The sequence below is a fragment of the Pedobacter nanyangensis genome (assembly GCF_003313505.1).
In the GTDB taxonomy this organism is placed as follows: Bacteria; Bacteroidota; Bacteroidia; order Sphingobacteriales; family Sphingobacteriaceae; genus Pedobacter; species Pedobacter nanyangensis.
In genome coordinates this window covers 242345-262437 of sequence record NZ_QMHO01000002.1, presented here as the reverse complement: position 1 = coordinate 262437, position 20093 = coordinate 242345, and the positions used below count along the sequence as shown (strand labels likewise).

General features: G+C 41.6%; 14 protein-coding genes. 5 read left to right on the top strand and 9 right to left on the bottom strand.

Features of this window, described 5'->3' with window-relative positions; genetic code table 11:
• Positions 1-52 precede the first annotated feature (52 nt).
• The 8 genes from DUT71_RS04220 to DUT71_RS04180 all read right to left on the bottom strand — a co-directional run bounded on the left by DUT71_RS04220 (position 53) and on the right by DUT71_RS04180 (position 12862).
• Positions 53-1951 carry a DUF3857 domain-containing protein gene (locus DUT71_RS04220; RefSeq protein ID WP_113661284.1) on the bottom strand — a complete coding sequence of 633 codons (1899 nt, stop codon included), beginning with the start codon at positions 1949-1951 and terminating at the stop codon, positions 53-55.
• Complete coding sequence (locus DUT71_RS04215; RefSeq protein WP_113661283.1) at positions 1951-3927, bottom strand: DUF3857 domain-containing protein; 1977 nt, start codon at positions 3925-3927, stop codon at positions 1951-1953. The genes DUT71_RS04220 and DUT71_RS04215 overlap by 1 nt, the downstream gene beginning before the upstream one ends.
• A gap of 165 nt (positions 3928-4092) precedes the next feature.
• Positions 4093-5502 (bottom strand): TlpA family protein disulfide reductase, encoded by a 1410-nt coding sequence (locus DUT71_RS04210; protein ID WP_113661282.1) that lies wholly within the window; start codon positions 5500-5502, stop codon positions 4093-4095.
• 46 nt (positions 5503-5548) lie between these two features.
• The gene (locus DUT71_RS04205; protein ID WP_162795936.1) at positions 5549-6319 is read right to left on the bottom strand and encodes a RagB/SusD family nutrient uptake outer membrane protein; all 771 of its coding nucleotides are present in this window, start codon (positions 6317-6319) and stop codon (positions 5549-5551) included.
• 5 nt (positions 6320-6324) lie between these two features.
• A complete protein-coding gene (locus DUT71_RS04200) occupies positions 6325-7008 on the bottom strand; it encodes a RagB/SusD family nutrient uptake outer membrane protein (protein WP_113661280.1) in 684 nt (227 codons plus the stop codon).
• Positions 7009-7019: 11 nt separating this feature from the next.
• Complete coding sequence (locus DUT71_RS04195; RefSeq protein ID WP_162795935.1) at positions 7020-10658, bottom strand: SusC/RagA family TonB-linked outer membrane protein; 3639 nt, start codon at positions 10656-10658, stop codon at positions 7020-7022.
• A gap of 142 nt (positions 10659-10800) precedes the next feature.
• Positions 10801-11898: a FecR family protein gene (locus tag DUT71_RS04190; protein ID WP_113661278.1), complete on the bottom strand. Its 1098-nt coding sequence runs from the start codon at positions 11896-11898 to the stop codon at positions 10801-10803.
• Positions 11899-12283: 385 nt separating this feature from the next.
• Positions 12284-12862, bottom strand: coding sequence for an RNA polymerase sigma factor (locus DUT71_RS04180; RefSeq protein WP_113661616.1), 579 nt, complete (start codon positions 12860-12862; stop codon positions 12284-12286).
• Positions 12863-13502: 640 nt separating this feature from the next.
• On the opposite strand from DUT71_RS04180, the gene DUT71_RS04175 reads away from it, so the two are divergent.
• From DUT71_RS04175 to DUT71_RS04160, 4 genes are all read left to right on the top strand, one after another.
• Positions 13503-14444 carry a 3'-5' exonuclease gene (locus tag DUT71_RS04175; RefSeq protein ID WP_113661276.1) on the top strand — a complete coding sequence of 314 codons (942 nt, stop codon included), beginning with the start codon at positions 13503-13505 and terminating at the stop codon, positions 14442-14444.
• A gap of 81 nt (positions 14445-14525) precedes the next feature.
• On the top strand, positions 14526-15824 hold the full coding sequence (gene kynU / locus DUT71_RS04170; RefSeq protein ID WP_113661275.1) for a kynureninase: 1299 nt from the start codon (positions 14526-14528) through the stop codon (positions 15822-15824).
• Positions 15811-16671 (top strand): bestrophin family protein, encoded by an 861-nt coding sequence (locus DUT71_RS04165; protein ID WP_113661274.1) that lies wholly within the window; start codon positions 15811-15813, stop codon positions 16669-16671. The genes kynU and DUT71_RS04165 overlap by 14 nt, the downstream gene beginning before the upstream one ends.
• 107 nt (positions 16672-16778) lie before the next feature.
• Positions 16779-17687 carry a histone deacetylase family protein gene (locus DUT71_RS04160; RefSeq protein WP_113661273.1) on the top strand — a complete coding sequence of 303 codons (909 nt, stop codon included), beginning with the start codon at positions 16779-16781 and terminating at the stop codon, positions 17685-17687.
• 12 nt (positions 17688-17699) lie between these two features.
• Here DUT71_RS04160 and DUT71_RS04155 read toward each other — a convergent pair whose 3' ends face one another.
• Positions 17700-19253 (bottom strand): Na+/H+ antiporter, encoded by a 1554-nt coding sequence (locus DUT71_RS04155; RefSeq protein WP_240186849.1) that lies wholly within the window; start codon positions 19251-19253, stop codon positions 17700-17702.
• A gap of 133 nt (positions 19254-19386) precedes the next feature.
• On the opposite strand from DUT71_RS04155, the gene DUT71_RS04150 reads away from it, so the two are divergent.
• Positions 19387-20070, top strand: a complete 684-nt coding sequence (locus tag DUT71_RS04150; protein WP_113661271.1) for a pseudouridine synthase — start codon at positions 19387-19389, stop codon at positions 20068-20070.
• The last annotated feature ends 23 nt before the right edge of the window (positions 20071-20093 follow it).

Here is a 20093-nt window from a genome sequence, read left to right as displayed (position 1 = left end):
ACTCGTTTAGGCTTTTTTTTATCGTTATAAAGTGATTGCAGTTAAACTGAAATTACTTTTTTAGTGCCAAGGTAAGTTTAACATTATCGTAATTGGCTATCTCATTTACAAAATTTTCAAAAGCTTCATAGTCTTCGGCTGGGTAAATCCCGTCTTTCATAATCAATTTTCTGCTGTAAAGCAATTTGTCCGCAACCATTTTGATTTCGGCTTGGTAGATACCAAACTTACTTTCCGTTTTCAAGATTCGTGGAATAACCACTGGTACAATTCCATCGTCGAGTGTAAAAGTGATGGTGTCGACATCAATATATCCGCGTTTAAGGTCCAATGGGAATATTCTATTTCTGGACGAAGGCACATTTCGTTTAACATTGAACATATTGGGGCTCAACTGTAGCTTTCCATGATTTTCGATACCGTATCTATCCACTGCAACCACAAATTTTTCCGTAAACAAAGGGATGTCTTTGTTTGCGGTAAGTGATATCTCCTTAAATTCGATGTTATTGATATCGTAAATGTATTTCAGGGCTCTCTCTTTTTCTATGGCAGATTTAGCTACCAAATACGAGTGATTATCAAATTGTGAACCATCAAATGTGGTATTCACTGTTCCTGAAATAGTACCATTTTTGGATAATGAAAGCTGAGCAGAGCGCATCTGGCGGCTGCTTGCAGCTTCAAATTTTGGGGTTTTCATCAATTTGCCGCCGTCCTTTGTACAGGCTAATACCCATCTATCATCCGTAAAAGATCCCAAATGCCCAAAAGGTGCATCCTGACTGGTGCACTCCAGCCATGTGGTATCGCCTTGCAGCGGCAAACATAAAATTACATGGTTTCCCTGCTCCATACTGGCAAAAGACGGAATGAGATCGGTCTTTTCATCGCCCGCTTCTACTACACAATAATAGGCGTTGATACCCACCACATCCAACAAGCTCTGCATGTAGTTCACCAGCGCTTTGCAGTCACCATAGCCAAGTTTATCTACCTCACTGGCTTTCATAGGCTGAAATCCTCCGATACCAATTTGTACACTGATGTAACGGGTCTTCTTTTGAAAATACTCATAGATTTTTTTGGCCTTCGCTCTATCGGAGGTTTCATCTTTAACCAAGTCTGTGATGAAGTTTGCCGTTTCAGATGGCAATGCCTGTCTACCTTTCAACAAATGATCGTAGATAACTTTGCCCAAACTTTGCCAATCCGTATAGCTCCCTTTTAAATCATAATAATGGAAGTTATTAGGTGCAACCTTGATTGAGGGGAAGTAGGTTTCAGGATTGGGCGCATAAGCCTCCTTTTTTAGGGCGTTGAATCCCCGAAGCGTCCACTGCAGGCTCTTCTGTTTGTCGTCAGCGGTTACTTCGGGTTCGCCTTGATATTTTATGGCGTATATGCGAACCTCTTCTGTGGGCAATTGCAGAAATTGGTAACTGCTTTTTTCAACAGAAACATCAAAACCGGCTACTGGTTTCCACTGTGGAATAATTAGGTTTTGTTTATGGCGCACCTCATAGGTATACACAATGGTATAAGGGTAACTGTTCAGTTGCGGAATGTAATACTTCACTCTGCTGTCCTCAAACAGCGAAAAATCGTTAACGGCGCTTTCATCCTTAAAATTACCCAGGGAAAATTTACTGACCTGCTTTCCAAATTCATCGTAAATTTCGCCCTTAACACTTTTTATCGAAGTGTTTTTATCGTAAAACAAAGCCAAATGGCCATATTTTTCACCATTCCTGTTCAATATCGTGATGGCATTGCTAACCTTTAAAACCACCTGGTCGGCAGCTCTCATATCCACAATCGTCCTGCTGTCCCTAATTACCGCATTAGCTCTGTTTTTTAGGGATGCGGGTATGTTTTCAACAGAATAACCTTGGGCCTTGGATAAAAATGTTGCTAAAAAAAGCGCTATAGTAAAGCCAACTACCTTCATTACTCACTCTTTGTAATTAAAACGTCTGATTTTTGTGCTTGGATAATCCGGTTGTAAAACTCCTTAAGGTAATGATATTCATCAGAAGTATAAATAGCTTTATTAAATAGAAGCTGCTGATTAACCATTAAACGATTGGCCTCTATGCGGGTTTGTAAAAGATATCGACCACCTTGATTTGGCAGGGCCAATGAAATGTCTTTGGGCTGTTCTTTCACGCGAAAATTATCGGGAAGGCTAATGTCTATCGTTATCCTTTCTTCACTAGCGGCCCCCAAGTCCACAGGGAAATTACGTTCGTTAAGCTTAAATGGGTTTTTTCTGATAGGATTGATAAAGAAGGGATTAAGATAATTACTGTTTTGTTCCGTATCAGCAATATTAAATTCAAAATCGTATTCTTCAACAAGGGCATTTTCAACACTGTCCACATTGCTGATCTTGAAATTTTTGATCTTGATATTAGTTAATCGCTCATCTAGTTTTTCTACGTATTCGTCTATAGAAGAATGCCCTTTCATTTGTTTTCTAATGTTAACTGCATGCAGGCCGGTGGCATAGGACGTCATTTTGGCGGTAATTTTACCATCATCCGTCATTTTACCTATCAAACTATAATTTGTGGAGCTTTTCTTGCCGGCTTTAAGATCTATCCAGTAAGAGGACTTTTTGAGACTAATGACGCGTCCCTGGTCATTGATGCATCGTAGTGGAAGCAGGCCGAAAGGAGTGAGTGGTTCAGTGGCATCCAGCAGGTAACTATTTCCATCGATGTTTACTTTGGCAATTACATAGTTAAAATCAGTTAGCACCGGATATAGCTTGTTCACCATGCCATTATCCCGCGTAGACAGTATAACGGCTTCAACATCAAGTTCGGCTGCCGCCATTGCAGAAATCAGGGCAAAGTTGATATCGGCAACATTGCCAGAACGTTTATCTACTACTTCTTTTACGCTGGTTTCGCAATATTTCCCATAATAGTCGTTCCATTTCACCTGTTTTTTGATATACTCAAAAATGGCCATAGCTTTTTGCAGATCAGTAGTTAAGCCAGCGGTAATTGTTGGAATAATGTTTTTGAAAACTTCCTTTCTTTTCATTTGGCTACCAAATTCTCTGTCGGTAATCAGCTCCTTTTCAACATCGTTCCAAGTTTTTGTATATTTCTGAACCCCTCCACTGAGATAATATACCTCAGAAAGCTCAAAGTTGATGGCTGATTTATAATTGTTTGGCGAAGTCATGTAGTCTTCTTCCAAAAAGGCGGGGACATTTTTCATGCTGTAGGTCAACTTGGAACAATCCATATCTTTTCCAGCAATGCGAAGACAGGCAGTTCCCAGCTCAGCCTTGTTAACCGCCAGGGGATAAAAACCTTTAAAAGAAATGTTATACTTATAGTTTCCTGGAATAAACGCTACATACGTACTGTTCAATTTCGGATATTCAGCCTGAAAAACCCATGGCCTGAAATTGAATACATAAGGGGTTTCGATGGAATATTTATATTCAATAATCGAATTTTCTGCAACATTAGGCAGGGTAAATTTGGTGAGCAGCAAATATTTATGTTTTTCTTCAACAAAGACAGCCTTATCCGACATGACAGTTTCTTCCCATTGGTCTCTCTGCAAGTTAAAAGTTGAAGCTTTTAAATCTACCAAATACTCTCTTTGGTTGTTTTGATTTCCAGTTCTACGGATAGGTACTACCACATTGGCAGCATCAAATCCTTCTTTATTAAATATTTTGATACGTACGTGGTAGTCGTAAATCAATTTCATATTACCTGTTTCTGATTCATAAGAGAAACGGGTGGTACCGTATTCATTAAGATAAACGGCATTAGCATTGCTATCAATTTCATCGCGGTTAAATTCTTTTTCCTGGGTAGTAATTTTACCAAAGACAAATTCTTGTGATACCGCATAAAAGGGGAGTAGAATGAATAGGAGAATAAAGAGATTGCGCATAAGACTTAAATAATATCGCAATTTAAGCCAAAAAGTTTAATAGACAATACTTAACAAACCAAAAATTGAGCTTTCAGGTTTTAGCACAAAAAACAAGCTCCCAATTGCAATTGGAAGCTTGTTTTTATAGCGTACTGAACCTGTAGATAAAATTCAGCGAGAATGTCATTTCATTAAGGCTTCCCTTATTTTAAGTTCCGTTCTGTCTTCGCTGGGCCTGGGTGCATCGTTGTCAAATATCTTTCCTTCTTTATCAATAATGACGTAACGCGGTATCCCCGAAATGTTAAAGGCTTTTGCAATAGGTGTATCTACCCCAGAAACAGCCTGGGATAAAAGATGAACGCCTACGATTTTGTCATCGTTGATGGCTTTTTTCCAAGCATCTACCTTGCTATCTAAACTCACATACAGAAAAACCACATCCTTATTGTCCTTAAACTTGGCATGGAGCTTTGGTGCACCATGCTGCATTTCTTGCCTGCAAGGAGCACACCAGCTGGCCCAAAAATCAATGTACACCACTTTTCCTTTAAAATCCTGCAAGGACACCTCTTTGCCTTCCAAACTTTTTAACGTAAAAGTAGGGGCCATTTTTCCAGTACCTAAGCTAAGCATCCTGTTGTATTTATCTTTAAGTTCCTTTGCTTCTGCAGCGTTGGCATATTTGGCAATATATTCGTCCATCATCGGTTTTGCCAGGGTAACATCTTTTGCCTTGTCTAATACACTCCTGATATTCAATTTAAAAGCTTCGTCCCTGATTTTACCAGCAGGATAATACTTGGCTATCATGTTAAAATCATTAATTGCATCCTGCATCTCATGTGGGCCATCCAATTTCCCTGCCAGTAACAGTTCACGCCTACGCAAATAGGGTGGGTAAAAATACACCACTAAATTCCTATAATTAGGGATGTAAAGTAGTTGGTCATCAAATTTCACTTCCTTCAGCAGTTCAGCAAAGTTAGCGGGTAAAGCTTCGCTCATTTTAAATTTCTTTTGCGAAACTGCCAACATATAACTCGCCCAAATTTTATCTTTTAGCATTTTGGCATCAAGGCTTACTTTTTGAAAGTTATAGAAAACGGGCGTAACTTTTCCTTTGTTAGCTTCCAGCAAATCAATAGGAATTTGGTTAGCTTTGTTAACCGCTTCCATAATTTCTCTTGGACCAGACATTTTAGCGCCGTCTATTTTATTATAGGCCTCGTTAAAAATGGTCATGTAGTTGTTGAGTACCGTTGAATTTGCTACTCCATTGCCAGAAAAAACAATCTGCTGGTCAAAATCTGTTTTAAGCTGTAGGTTTTCCCCAGCTTCCAAAAAGGCGTAGATCATTTTATTTTTTGGACCTATAAGAATAACTTCTATGGGCAACATCTCTTTGAATTCAAACCTGTATTTACCATCAGCATCTGCTTTAGCATACAAATCATTTTGGTCATATTTAAAAAGCCGTAGTGAGTCTAGTTTCAAGGCACCTAAATTAACGGTAATAGTGGCGGGCTTTTTTTGTGCTGTTGCAAATATGGCAACTAAGCAAAACGATAGCATCAGAATTATTTTTTTCATTTTTATTAAGCTTTAATGGGTAATTTTTTAAGTTCAAGGCGAAAGTTTAAGGGTTCTGCGGCATTGTAGGGTTGGCAGCCACGATATATTGTGGAAATCTGTAGGTAAGTCTTTCAGGTTTTAACATATAGGTGTTGGCAATGCTACCGTTGTTGTTGTAAATACGGTGGGTATAGCTAATAGTTGATTTGTAGATAGGATCCACAGAGAGCCTACGCATATCAAACCATCTTTCGCCGGTTATCGGAAATTCCCGGATCCTTTCCTCGAGGATATATTTAGTAAGTGCAACCTGGTCGCCAGCAATACCACTAGGAAGGGCGGCATCTCTATCGGGCATTCTATTTTTCCTGAAAGCCAGCATTTCAGTGGCAGCACCGCCAATATCACCTAACCTGGCTTTGCACTCGGCCCGCAGCAAATAAATATCAGGAATGCTAATGCCCATGTTGTAATAAGGCCGGCCATAGGCCCTCATCATACCAAGTGGATATGCGGTAGAAAAACCAAAGGAGAAACTACTCATGAAAGCCCTTCTTTTGTCGTTGGGACCAAATAGTTTCATGGCCTCGGGATTTACTACTACACCAGAGGTCACAAACCAATAATAATTGGATGGATTTCGTCGCATATACAGAATTTCCCTGTCTAAATTTGGATCGTTTCTTGACGGCCCAGTGAATGGGTTAGAGGGGTAAAATGCCCCTCCCGCTACCAGTTCCGCATTAAAATTGTATAAACCCACCTGCATAGTGGCAGCAGCAAGGTTTTTTATTGAGGCTTCCAATAATGGAAGGGCTTGATCAAATTTACCCATGTACATCAGTATCTTGCCAGCAAGGCTTCGCCTGCCGCTTTCGACATACGTAACCTGTTGCTTGCTTTGGGGAGGTTTGGAATGGCATTGGTGAGGTCGCTTACCATCAAATCATACACTTCTTTAACGGTAGCCCTGGTAAATTTGGTTTGGCTAATATCAGCCTCCTTCACAATTGGTATGCTCAAATCTGTTGCTGCAGTAGCTTCCTGATAAGGTTTGCCATATAAATTAACCAACATGAAATTAACCCAGGCCCTGCCTGCTAATGCCTCCGCTTTAAGGCTAGCTTTTTGGGCATCGCTCCCTTGCTCCGAATTTGGCACCTCATTGATGATCTTGTTGTAAATATAAACCTGCCTAATTAACTGCGTATATTCCGAGTCATTGTCAGAAGGCAAATAGATGTCATCTTCCCAACGGAAGGCTTTTTGGTCAGCTAATGACATGGTTCCTGTTACAAGGGTTGGAAAAAGCGTCGAAATCCCCGCAGTTTCATCGCCCATAACCGGTGTTGAAATAGGACTAAAAGAAACAAGGACAGGGTTGTTCAGTAGCAGGTCGTAGTCGGCGGTATTTTTGGCAATAAGCTTGCCTTTGGGTTCTATTTCCAAGAAATCTTTTTTACAACCTACCAAAAGACTCACCATGCAAACCATGCAGGTGATAAATTTATGATTACGTAACATGTCTTTCTGTTTTAAAGGGTTAAATGTGCACCAACGGTAATGGTTTTTTGGTTAACTGGCATATTAGCTGTACCAAAGCGGGCATCCTGAAACTCAGGATCAATACCGTAGTCGTTGTTTTTCCACAACATCAAGTTGGATATTTGCAATCTGAGCGACAGCCCATCGGCTTTAATTTTTTCGATCAGTTTTTTAGGCATTTGATAGGATAGCGACATATCCCTTATTTTCACATAGGAGGCACTAACCACATTGGTATTTCCCATGATATAATAATCCAGGTATCTCTTGCTTTCACTATCGCCAGCATTTGCAATAAAAACCGGAATATCGGTTCTCGCCTCATCTCCGGGCTTCTTCCACCTATTGGCAAAATCAGCATGTAGGTTTCCATTGCTAAAATCCATGCCTTGCACCAAATAAGCCCCAGTATAGGTTTGGTTTACGTTACGGAACATCACGTTACCCAAATTGTAAACCATATTGATATTAAAGGCAAAAGCCTTGTAGCTAAATTGATTGGAAAAACCACCACTCCATTTAGGCTGATGTACCCCCATGTAAAGCGCATCTGAGGGCAGGGTGTTCGCCTGGCTTGTGGTTAAACTACCGTCTGCTTTTTTCAGCTGAGGATTGCCCTCTTTGTTAAGCCCCGCATAATTATAGGCAAAAATGGAAAATGCAGGATAGCCAACGGTATATTGGCTTTTCACTTGATTGATCGCCGTAACGATAGGGCTGGTTAACATCCCCAAATCGGTAATCTTGTTTTGGTTATACGATAGGGTAAGTAAGGTGCTCCAGGTAAAAACATTGTTAACAATGTTTTTTGAGTTTAATAAAAGCTCTATACCCTTATTGCTCAAGTTGCCCACATTACCGTCGATATAACTGGCGCCAGACAGGGGGTTCACCGGCAAGTTGCCTAGCAAGTTGCTGGTTTTTTTATAATAAAAATCAAATGCACCACTGATACGATTATCCAAAAAACCGAAATCGATCCCTAGATTATAATTTTTAGTGCTTTCCCAGGTAAGATTGGGGTTTGCATACGTATTAATAATAAGCGATTGGCCATTGGGCGCATACGGATTGGCAAAAAAGGCAAGCACATCCTTAGATGTAGCATAACCTGGCTGTGGCGCATTTCCTGTAATGCCATAAGTGGCACGTAAAGCTAACTGACTAATGACCGATCGCATGTCCTGTATCCAGTTTTCGCTGCCCAAATTCCATTTTAAACCTATACTCCAAACAGGTTTACGTTGAGCGGCTTTATTAAGGCCAAATAAATTGCTTTGGTCATTTCTCCAACTTCCGCTTATCGTATATTTCCTATCAAAAGTATAATTGGCATTAGCATAGTAGGAAACAAAACGGTTTCTTGGCACTGCTTCTGTTTCACCAAAAAAAGAATTGGCGCTCAATACCGAGTTAACCGATCCAACTTGCGCCAAAATGGGATTTTCAATGCCAGTGGTTGCCAAAGATTGGTAATTTAGCATCGAATAAGACTGCAAATCGACGTCGTAACCATAAACACTGCTACTGTTGGTCACCGTGACCTGCTCTTGTACCTCTTGCCCAAAAAGTGCCGATAGCTGGTGTTTGTCGTTTTTCCAACTGGCATTGTAGCCCAATTGATTTCTGATTACCCAATTTTGCTGGGTGGCTTGATTTACACTGTACTGGCCACCTGTATTGGGTAAGTGATAGGTTACTGAACCATCAGCATTTGCCACTGCAAAGTTTAGGGTGTTAATTTTTTGGTTATAATTGGTATGATCACGATATTGCTGAGAGCGATTGCTGCCGTACACATATCCATAAACTCCTTCAAAGCGTAAGCCCTTAACAAGGTCTAAACTAACGCCCGAATTAAAACGCCCAGTAAAATTTTTGCCCTTATTAAAACCAGTGCTTGCGTCATCTATGGGGTTGTAGTTCAGGTTTATCTTGCCCAAATTTTCTATGGAAGGACGTTGGGCCTCGCTCAATACACCTAAATAAGACATATCAATGGGATTACCAGCCGGGTTCCTGAACATTTGATAAGGTACAAAGCGGTTGTCTGGGGATATCCAATTTTCCGATGAGGTGGTTTGATAGTTCAGGTCGGCAATGGCATAAATGCGTAAACGTTTACTCAATATAAAATCCTGACGGGTATTGAATTTAAAAGTTTCGTTCTTAGCACCAGGGGTAGCGGTGTGGTTGTTGGTATAGGCAATTGCGTTATAAAAAGTATGCTTTTCGCCTCCTCCTGCAACGGAAAGCGTATGATTCATGAGCATGGCATTGCGATAAAAAATATCTCCCATTTGGTCCAGATTATTTAATCTGGCCAGGCTATCCAGTTTGGCATTCCCCTGGGCTTGCGTTAGTGCCCCCCTGTCCATATCGTACAAAATCTGCCGATCAGGCGAAATCCCATAACTGACACCAATATTAGGATTGTAGGTGGTTGCCATACCATAAGGCCAGTAAGCTGGATCAAAGGTTTCTCTGGAGGCCTGGATGTACTGAGCACTGTTAAGCACAGGAAAATAATCAAAATCAGGTTTACCCTGGAAATTCACAAAACCATCGTAATTGATCTTAAGGTTGCCCGATGTGCCTTTTTTAGTTGTAATTACAATAACACCATTGGAAGCCCTAGCGCCCCAAATGGCCGTAGCATTCGCGTCCTTTAGCACGGTGATATTTTCCACATCCTGTGGATTTACCGAAGAGATATTGCCCATATCCATGGCAATGCCATCTACAACTACTAATGGGTTTTTATTGGCGTTAATGGTAGTTAATCCCCTGATGAGAAAAGGGTTTTCCCTGGCACTGGGAGCATTGTTAATCACTAACCCGGGTACCAAACCGTCTAGCCGCTGCAAAACGTTCATGGAAGTACTTCTTTCAGTCATGATCTTCATATCAGGGTTAACGCTTGATCCAGGGCTTAAAGACTTGGCTATCTTTTGGTAGCCTGTATTTACCACCACTTCCTGCAATTGGTTTTTGGCCGGCTGCAGGGTAATAACACCCATATTGGCCGACACCTTGATGTTGTAGGTTTCATAACCTACGTAAGAAATGGACAAGATGGCCTTCTCATTCACATTTTTGAGGAAAAAATCTCCATTGGCATCAGTTTGGGCCGCTATTTTTTTGCCCTTCATGGTTATGGAAAAATCGGTGGTTTTCTTATCCTCACTATACTCTTGCAGAATAACGGCTATGGATGCGCCCACCAATGGCTTTCCATTTTCATCTATCACACGGCCTTTTACGTCTATTTCTTGGGGCGGATCATTGGCGGTAGTTTTATTTCTGGCCTCTAGCACTACAATTTTTCCATCAACCGAATAACTTAGATTGGCCTTTTGGCACAGGCTTTTCAGGGCATCTTCCAAGCTTACATCATTTAATTTAAGATCAATAGGCCCTACACTTTTGTTAAGGGAATTGCTGAACAGGAAATCATAGCCGGTTTGTCTTCGTATTTCTTTTAGGATATTTTCAATAGAGGACTTCTCCATATTCAAGGTTACGCGTTGTCCGTAACTTGATGCACTTGCCTGCATGAACGTTACAAGCAGAATAGCAGTGGTTAAGCGCATAGCAACTGATAATTTATGTCTATAAATTTTATACATTTGTTTAGGTTTTGGTGGTGCAGCGTGTAATAGGGTTCGAAGCTTTACACTTTGCATTTTAGTTGATTAATCATGAGCTAAGCCAAACTCAAATCAGAAGTGTCCAACACTTCTGATTTATTTTTTATAGGTGGTGTAGGGTCTATTTTTGTACTATAATCCTCCTTCCTTCAATTTTAAAGCTAATATTGCCTGCTTGCTGTATGCGGCTGAGAACCTCCGAGAGCTTACTTTGTCTGGATATCCATCCGATCAGTTGGATCTGCGCTGTTGGTACATCCTCCTGATATTGGATTTCTACGTCGTACCAGCGGGCAATTTTTTGCATCGTGTTCTTAAAATCCTCATTCTTAAAAACAAAATCTCCGTTTTTCCATGCTGTGGCCTGTTCTATATCGGCAGGGTAAATGTTAAGGGTGCTGTTTTTTTGGATGGCCTGTTGCCCGGGTAGTAATTTGCGGCCGTTAATTTTAATGCTTCCCTCTAACAAGGTGGTTTTTGCAAGCGGTTCATCGGCATAGCTGCTGATATTAAACTGAGTGCCCAACACTTCTACTTTTTGCCCATTGCTTTGCACTATAAATGGGTGGGCTTTATCCTTGGCCACTTCAAAATAAGCTTCGCCATCCAGTTCAACCTTTCGCAGTCCCTCGTCATTTATTGGATGATAGGTTAGCCTAGTGGCGGCATTGAGCCAAACTTGTGTGCCATCGGGCAACTGCATTTGATACGTACCACCGCGGGGAGTTTGCAGGGTAATGGACTGGTTCAGTAAAGCGGGGTCTGTTTTGGCCACTTTGTCGCCATCGTTATACGTTAATTGGCCATTTTGTACATTTACACCCGTTTTGTGCTGGCTTAAATTGATCTTACATCCATCGGCCAGGGTTATCCAAGCTTTATTGGTACCTGGTTCTATTGCGGTAACTGGCTGTGTTGCCAAATTGTTGCTTGCGGTACGTTGGTAGAAATAAAAACCTAAACCAATACCGACTAGGAGTATCGCGGCAGCGGTACGTACCATAAAGCGGTTGTTATGCCACTTGATGGGTCTTACATCCAAGTTCTGCAATCGACTCCATACGCGTGTTAAGCGCTCGTCTACTTCTGCTTGGTTAAGGTTTGTGGGCGTTTGGTTGCGCCAGTTAAGGTACCAGCTTTCTAAAAGAGCCAATTCCTCGTCTGTACACTGTCCCGCATCAAATTTTTGGAGCAGCTGCTTTACTTTGTGTATATCCATAGTTAATTATGCTTGATCAAACTATAGACCCTTAACTAACTGCTTACAGGTAGATGGATGGTTATTTTTTTTACAAGAATGATCGCTATGTGCTTTGGAGTAGAAAAGCAAGAGGCTTGGTTGTTAGGAAAATTTGGGTTAATCATTTGCTCCTGATGGCAACAGGGCGCCAACCTAAGGTTAACGGGGCGCTGCCACCGTTGGGAAGGAAACCGTCAACTTGTTTGTTGCTTTAGCTAAAAGGGATTGACCGTTTTAACACCCGCAGGCGTTGTTTAATAAACCCGATAGTAACGGAAAGCCCACAGGGAAGTGAAACGACCGAGGACTTGTAGTGGATAGCGGGACTGCTGTGGCCATGTTGCACGGTAGTCCATTTTCAAAATTAATACCGTAGCAACAGTAGGAGATAGGCGATAAGCCCTAACTTTTTGCGAAGGATTTTAAGGGCATTGCTTACCTGCTTGGCTACCGTTTGCTCGGAAATTTTCAATTGTGCTGCAATTTCTTTGTGGGATAGATGTTGCTTGCGACTGAGTTCAAATATTTCACGCATTTTTGGTGGAAGTGCAGCAATTTCCGCTTCTATCATCGCCATCATCTGATTTTCCCTAATGCGGTGGTCGGCAATTTCAGTGGTTTGCCCTGCAACTTGGTGCAGGGAGGTGACGTAGGTTGATTCGATGTCTTTGTGTGCTATCAACTTGAAAATCCTGTTACGCACTGCGCTATAAAAATAGCCCGCAAGATTGCTTCTGAGTTCAAACGTTTCCCGGTTGTTCCACAGTGTGGCAAAAAGATCGTGTATAATATCCTCCGCCTCGGCCTCGTTTTTCAATTTTTTAAACGCATGCACGTAAAGCAGGTATTTGTAACGATCGTAAATTTGGGCAAAAGCTGTTCGATCTCCTCGTTTTAGCAACGAAACAAGCTCTTGATCAGATAGGACGATTGGTTTGGTCATTTTTTGATAAACATAGGTAGCCAATTTATGACTGATGTTAAAGCAATAGCTCTAAGTTAATGGAATTAGGTTTTATTTGTGAGAAATAAATTAAGAAACTGTTTAAAAACCGTGGGTATGGGTTGGCGGCAAGCCAAGCATTGTCCTGAGGTCAAAGGGCGGCGTCCCCGCTGTTCACTCAAAACCTTTGTGTTACGCTGTGACTATGGGCCAATGGAATTGGGTTTTATTTGTGAGAAATAAATTAAGAAACTGTTTAAAAACCGTGGGTATGGGTTGGCGGCAAGCCAAGCATTGTCCTGAGGTCAAAGGGCGGCGTCCCCGCTGTTCACTCAAAACCTTTGTGTTACGCTGTGACTATGGGCCAATGGAATTGGGTTTTATTTGTGAGAAATAAATTAAGAAACTGTTTAAAAACTGTGGGCATGGGTTGGCGGCAAGCCAGGCATTGTCCTGAGGCCAAAGGGCGGCGTCCCCGCCGTCCGCATATTTCCTTGGCTGGAATTTTATTGGTTTGTAAATGAAAATGGATTTGGTTTACTTTAAAACCGGGCAGCATTAAATATTTTGTTGCATTTTTACCCAAAAAAAAAGAAAGTACGCTAGGTTTTTAGCAAATTTGGCTGATTAAAAACGTTGTATGAAATTAAACTTGAAACGTCCGTTGGCATTTTTTGATCTGGAAGCCACTGGAGTAAACGTGGGAATAGACAGGGTGGTTGAAATTGCCATTTTAAAAGCAATGCCCGATGGCACGGAACAATTGTTGGTTAAACGGATCAATCCCGAAATGCCTATTCCATTGGTTACTTCGCTAATCCACGGCATTTATGACGAGGATATTAAAAATGCACCCAAATTTGCGGAGGTGGCTCAAGAGATTGCCGATTTTATTGGCGATGCCGACTTGGCCGGATACAACTCCAACAAGTTCGACATCCCGATGCTGTTGGAAGAATTTTTAAGGGTTGGGGTTGATTTAGATATGAGCGACCGTAAGTTTGTAGATGTGCAGAACATTTTCCACCAAATGGAACAACGTACCTTAAAAGCAGCTTACAAGTTTTATTGTAAGAAGGATTTGGTGAATGCACACTCTGCCGAAGCCGACATTAGGGCAACCTACGAAGTACTGCTGGCACAATTAGATAAGTATGAAAATACGGAGTTTGAAGACAAGCAGGGCAATAAATCCATTCCGGTTAAAAATGATGTAGAAGCACTGCATACGTTCACCAACTTGAACAGATCAGTGGATTATGCTGGCCGCATTGTTTACAACGACAATGGGGAGGAATGCATCAACTTTGGCAAGCACAAAGGAAAAACCCTGGAGAGTATTTTTAGTATAGAGCCCAGTTACTATTCATGGATGATGCAGGGCGATTTCCCTTTGTTTACCAAAAAGAAGCTGGACGAAATTTGGAAACGCTGGAATAAAAAGAAAGAAGAGCAGAAACAGGTGCGCAGTCAGGTTGCGGCAAACCCCAAACCACAACATACATCGTTCAAAAAAACAGAACCTGGAAAGCCCCTAACCAACGATATGTTGGAACAGCTGAAAATGAAATTCGGGAAATAAAACAGGGGCTAGTGGTTAGTAGCTACCTAACTGATCCCTGGTATTTAACTGCTAGCCACGAGTACCTAACCGCTAAAAAAAATGACATTCGAGAATAACCTTGCCTTCGCAAAATCTTTGGACGCACAGGATCCATTGAAAGCAATGCGGAAGGAATATTTGTTCCCACAGCAAAATGGGAAACCATTGATCTATTTATGTGGCAACTCGTTGGGGCTGCAACCTAAATTAGCCAAAGAGGTTTTAAACCTACAGCTAGACAACTGGCAAAATTTAGCCGTTGAAGGTTGGTTTGAAGGGGATAAACCTTGGATGTTTTACCATAAGGAACTCAAAAAGCTAATGGCTCCTATCGTTGGTGCTTCGCCTGATGAGGTTTGCCCGATGAACACCTTGACGGTTAATTTGCACTTGTTGATGGTGAGCTTTTACCGGCCAACCAAAGCGCGTTTCAAGATCATTATGGAGGCCGGAGCTTTTCCATCAGATCAATACGCCATTGAAAGCCAAGTGCGTTTCCATGGCTACGACCCTAAAGAGGCTATTATTGAAGTAAGCCCGAAACCTGGGGCCTACACGCTTGAAACCGGCGATATTATAAGCGAAATAGAAAAACACGGCGCAGAAATAGCTTTGGTGCTTTTTGGTGGCATCAATTATTTTACCGGACAGCTTTTTGATATGAAGGCCATTACCGAGGCTGGACATGAAATTGGTGCCAAAGTAGGGTTTGATTTGGCCCATGCGGCGGGAAACGTACCTCTGCAATTGCACCAATGGGGCGTAGATTTTGCTTGTTGGTGTTCGTACAAATATCAAAATGCAGGCCCAGGGGGCATTAGTGCTATATTCGTACATCAAAAACATTTTGACAACCAAAACCTGCATCGCTTTGCGGGTTGGTGGGGCTATCAGGAAAATAACCGATTTTTAATGGAGAAAGGCTTTACGCCTGAATTTGGAGCTGATGGCTGGCAGGTAAGTTGCACACAGGTAATGCCCATGGCGCTCTATCATGCCTCTTTACAATTATTTGAAAAAGTTGGCTTTATGGAGCCGTTGAGAAAAAAAAGCAAGCAATTAACGGCTTATTTATGCTTTATCATCAACGAGGTAAATGAAACACTAGGTGAGGAGCTTTTTAAAATTATCACACCGCAACATCCTGATGAAAGGGGCGCACAGGTGTCCATCATTGCCAAAGAAAACGGCAAGAAAGTTTTCGATTACCTGGTTAGCAATAACGTGTTAGGTGACTGGCGTGAACCAAATGTCATTAGATTGACTGCCGTTCCGATGTACAACAGTTTTGAAGATGTTTTTAAAACAGGCGAACTGCTTTTAACAGTTGCCAAATCCATAACAAATGATCAATTATAATCCCAAAGAGTGGTTTAATTTTATTTTCCGTTTCCATAAGGCCGATACTTTTTACAAGCTTTGGAAATTGATGCTCAGCGTGGCAGTTTTCTCAGGAATCATTGCCTATATCGAACTAAACTACTTAAAGTTAGCCGAAACTACCTATATCAAAAACGTAGGTATGATGCACAATCTTTTAGGCTTTGTAATTTCGATGTTGTTGGTGTTCAGAACCAACACTTCTTACGACAGATGGTGGGAGGGACGAAGACTATTGGGAAGCTTGGTGAACGTGAGCAGAAACTTTGCAATCAGGATAAATGCTTTGAACCTGAGCCAAGCGGACAAGGCGTTTTTTAAGTACGCCATCCCTAAATATGCCTTTGCACTGAAAGAACACCTGCGTGAAAAACAGTACTTTGGCAAAAATGCCATTTTAATAGAGATAGATGGCGGAAAACACATCCCCAACCAAGTAGCGGGTAGCATAACCAATAAACTGTTTGAGCTGCAACGAGAAGGTAAAATTACTGCGGAGCACCTCATTACCCTAAGCCACGATACTACCCAATTTACTGACGTTTGTGGTGCATGCGAGCGTATTAAAAACACCCCAATACCGTATTCCTACAGTGCTTTCATTAAAAAATTCATTTTCGTTTACGTAATTACCTTGCCTTTTGGCTGGGTATTTAGTTTAGGTTATTTTGTAGTGCCCATTGTGCCTTTCATTTTATACGTACTAGCCAGTTTGGAACTGATTGCCGAGGAAATTGAAAATCCGTTTGGAACTGATGCCAACGATTTACCCGTAGATCAAATTTGCGATAACATTGAGAAACATGTGGAGGAAATACTTGATTAGGAGTAAGGAGCAAGGAGTAAGGAATAAGGAGTAAGGAGTAAGGAGCAAAAATCTAACGTTAGGAAACATCTTCCTTATTCTTTGTTCTTTTATCTTTGTTCCAACATATGATCAAAATCGCCTATCATCCCATTTATGCACATCCATTACCTACGGGACATCGTTTCCCGATGGTTAAATATGAGCTGATTCCTGCACAGTTATTGCACGAAGGGACCATAGAAACGTCCAACTTATTTGCTCCTGAACCTACTGCCGAAGAAAATATCATCAGCACCCATGAAACAGCTTATTGGCAGCAATTAAAAGAACTCAGCCTACCTTACAAAGAGCAACGCCGGATTGGCTTTCCCTTAGATGCTCAATTGGTGCAAAGGGAAATTAGGATAGCGCAAGGAACGATTGATGGCGCTATTTATGCACAAAAGCACGGCATTGCATTTAATGTTGCCGGTGGCACTCACCATGCGGGAAGCAATTGGGGAGAGGGCTTTTGCTTATTGAACGACCAAGCCATTGCCGCCAATTACCTGCTCAACCATCAGCTGGCCAAACGGATCCTTATCGTAGATTTAGATGTTCATCAAGGTAATGGCACCGCCGAGATCTTCACCAACAACGATCGCGTGTTCACCTTTTCCATGCATGGCGAAAAGAATTTTCCGTTTAGGAAAGAACAATCTGACCTAGATATTCCTTTGGCAGATGATACCCAGGATGAAGAATTTCTTTCGATTTTAAACGATACGCTACCAAAGCTCATCAAAAAGCATCAACCTGATTTTGTTTTTTACCTTTCTGGGGTTGATGTACTGGAAAGCGATAAGCTGGGCAAACTATCCTTAACTAAGCAGGCCTGCAAACAACGAGACCAGCTGGTTTTTGAGCACTGTTTGAAGAACAATATCCCACTGCAGGTAAGCATGGGCGGAGGTTATTCAGCGGATATCAAAATCATTGTGGATGCCCATTGCAACACTTTTAGAACCGCGTTTCATCTTTTTACTTGTTTCTAACTGAAATTTGCTTTATCCATGGCCGTTACCGGTAATTTTCAATTCGTTTAAGTCGAGTTGCAATTCAGCTTTACGGATTTCCTCGTCACTAAAAAATTTCTGCTTACGTAACTTAAACAGTTCCTTTCGTTGAGCAGCATAAATCTCCAATAACACATGGTGATAGGCATGAATCTCGGCCAGTTCGGTTTCATCACATTCTAATGATTCAAGGTGTTTCCTGCCGTCGGTAATACTCGTATTTAGTCCATCGCGATAAAAGCCGATCAGCTCATTCTCCACTACTTTTTCCAAATGATGATTATCGATGAGATTCAAAGCCAATTCATCCAATTTTAAACGTATGCCTGCCTGCTGTTCTTCGCTTCGCGAAATGTTGTCTATTTCCTTCAACTTAATTAGTTTGATTACGAATGGAAGTGTTAGGCCCTGCACCACCAAAGTCACAAAAATGACCACAAAAGTGATGAATATAATCAGGTTACGTTGTGGAAAAGCCGTTCCATCAGTCATTAATAATGGAATAGATAATGCGGTAGCCAGAGAAACCACACCACGCATACCGGCCCAGCCAATAATGAGTGGTCCTTTCCAACCAGGCGAGGGGTCTTTCCGTATAGAGGCACTCAACCAACGAGGCACAAAGGCTGCCGGATATATCCATAAAAAGCGTAAAACAATGGCAATAGCACTAATGATCAGGCCATACCTAATGCCATCAGCAATGGAATAATTACCCAAACCATGCACAATTTCGGGAAGCTCCAAACCAATCAATACAAACACTAGGGCATTCATTACAAAAATCATGGTGGTCCATACACCCAGCATATTTAACCTCGTACTACCGGTTTTAAAGATTTCGTGGGAACGCCATGAAATGAACAGGCCGCCGCTTACTACGGCCATTACACCTGAATAATGGAATTGCTCGGCTGCCAAAAAGAGGATGTAGGGCGTCATTACCGTTAGGGCGGCATCAATAGCTGGAGTAGTAGGTAAAAAGCGATGAATAACGTACATGATATGGGCGCCGGCCAAACCAACGACTATTCCCATACCGGCAACCAAGAAAAACTGCCCAACTGCCTGGTGCATGGAGAAAGCGCCCGTTAATACAGCAGCCAAGGCAAACTTGAACACAATTAGTGATGAGGCATCGTTCACCAAACTTTCACCTTCTAAAATAGTAAGTATGCGTTTAGGCACGCTCATGCCCTTCAATACCGTGGCGGCCGCTACCGCATCTGGAGGGGAAACAATACCGCCCAACAAAAAGCCAAGCGCCAAAGTAAAACCAGGGATTATAGAAACTGATGTGTAGGCAATAACTGTAGAAGTAAAAAATACCAGGCCAAAAGCCAATAGCGCAATAGGGCGTTTCCATTTCCAGAAATCATTCCACGAAGTATACCAGGCTGCCTCGTACAGTAAAGGAGGTAAAAAGATCAGGAAAATTAGGTCGGGATCAAGGTGCATAACCGGCATCCCCGGAATTAAGCCAATCCCCAGTCCGGCCAATACCAGGAAAATAGGGTAGGCCACTTTAATTCTATGTGCCAGCATCACTAGCAGAAAAACAACAAAAAGTAGCGCTAAAACTAAAAGTAAATCATGGTGCATATCGTGCGAAAATAATATATCATTAAGTTAAAAAAAAGGGGCGATTTTAAGAATTTATTATCTCTATCTTCGCTTCGTGTTAGAAATTATTTATCAAGACGATTCGCTTATTGCCATTAATAAACCTCATGGCTTATTAGTGCACCGCTCTAAAATTGCAGATGATGCCAAAGAGTTTGCCCTACAAATGCTCCGCGACCAAATTGGCCAGCACGTAAACCCCGTACACCGCTTGGATAGGAAAACCGGAGGGGTACTGCTCTTTGCCTTCGATAAAGAAGTGGAAATTGCAATGCAGAAACAGTTTCAAGATGGCTTGGTAGATAAACATTATTTAGCTATTGTGAGAGGATATACGCCCCCAGAAATGGAAATTGACTATCCCTTGGCAAAAGAAAATGGCACACTACAAGAGGCCCAAACCAGTTTTGTGACTTTACAACAAGCCGAAATTCCATTGGCTATCGGCAAACATCCAACTTCAAGATATAGTTTGGTGGACGCCAACCCCAAAACAGGCCGAATGCACCAGCTACGCAAACATTTTGCCCATATTTTCCATCCCATTATTGGCGATCGGCCACATGGATGTAATAAACAAAATCGCTATTTTAAACTACATTTGGAGATGAACACCATGATGCTACATGCTTCAAGTTTAACCTTCAATCATCCAGTAACTTCCGAAAAAATCACCATTACTGCACAGGTACAATCCGAATTTAAAAGAATGATGGAACTCATGAATTTTTCACGCTAAAAACAATTTTCTACCTCAAATGG

Bases quoted from the DNA above. Each gene is read 5' to 3' on its own strand.
- DUT71_RS04220 (WP_113661284.1), bottom strand. From the start codon at position 1,951: ATGAAGGTAGTTGGCTTTACTATAGCGCTTTTTTTAGCAACATTTTTA.
- DUT71_RS04215 (WP_113661283.1), bottom strand. From the start codon at position 3,927: ATGCGCAATCTCTTTATTCTCCTATTCATTCTACTCCCCTTTTATGCG.
- DUT71_RS04210 (WP_113661282.1), bottom strand. From the start codon at position 5,502: ATGAAAAAAATAATTCTGATGCTATCGTTTTGCTTAGTTGCCATATTT.
- DUT71_RS04205 (WP_162795936.1), bottom strand. From the start codon at position 6,319: ATGGGTAAATTTGATCAAGCCCTTCCATTATTGGAAGCCTCAATAAAA.
- DUT71_RS04200 (WP_113661280.1), bottom strand. From the start codon at position 7,008: ATGTTACGTAATCATAAATTTATCACCTGCATGGTTTGCATGGTGAGT.
- DUT71_RS04195 (WP_162795935.1), bottom strand. From the start codon at position 10,658: ATGTATAAAATTTATAGACATAAATTATCAGTTGCTATGCGCTTAACC.
- DUT71_RS04190 (WP_113661278.1), bottom strand. From the start codon at position 11,898: ATGGATATACACAAAGTAAAGCAGCTGCTCCAAAAATTTGATGCGGGA.
- DUT71_RS04180 (WP_113661616.1), bottom strand. From the start codon at position 12,862: ATGACCAAACCAATCGTCCTATCTGATCAAGAGCTTGTTTCGTTGCTA.
- DUT71_RS04175 (WP_113661276.1), top strand. From the start codon at position 13,503: ATGAAATTAAACTTGAAACGTCCGTTGGCATTTTTTGATCTGGAAGCC.
- kynU (WP_113661275.1), top strand. From the start codon at position 14,526: ATGACATTCGAGAATAACCTTGCCTTCGCAAAATCTTTGGACGCACAG.
- DUT71_RS04165 (WP_113661274.1), top strand. From the start codon at position 15,811: ATGATCAATTATAATCCCAAAGAGTGGTTTAATTTTATTTTCCGTTTC.
- DUT71_RS04160 (WP_113661273.1), top strand. From the start codon at position 16,779: ATGATCAAAATCGCCTATCATCCCATTTATGCACATCCATTACCTACG.
- DUT71_RS04155 (WP_240186849.1), bottom strand. From the start codon at position 19,253: ATGCTGGCACATAGAATTAAAGTGGCCTACCCTATTTTCCTGGTATTG.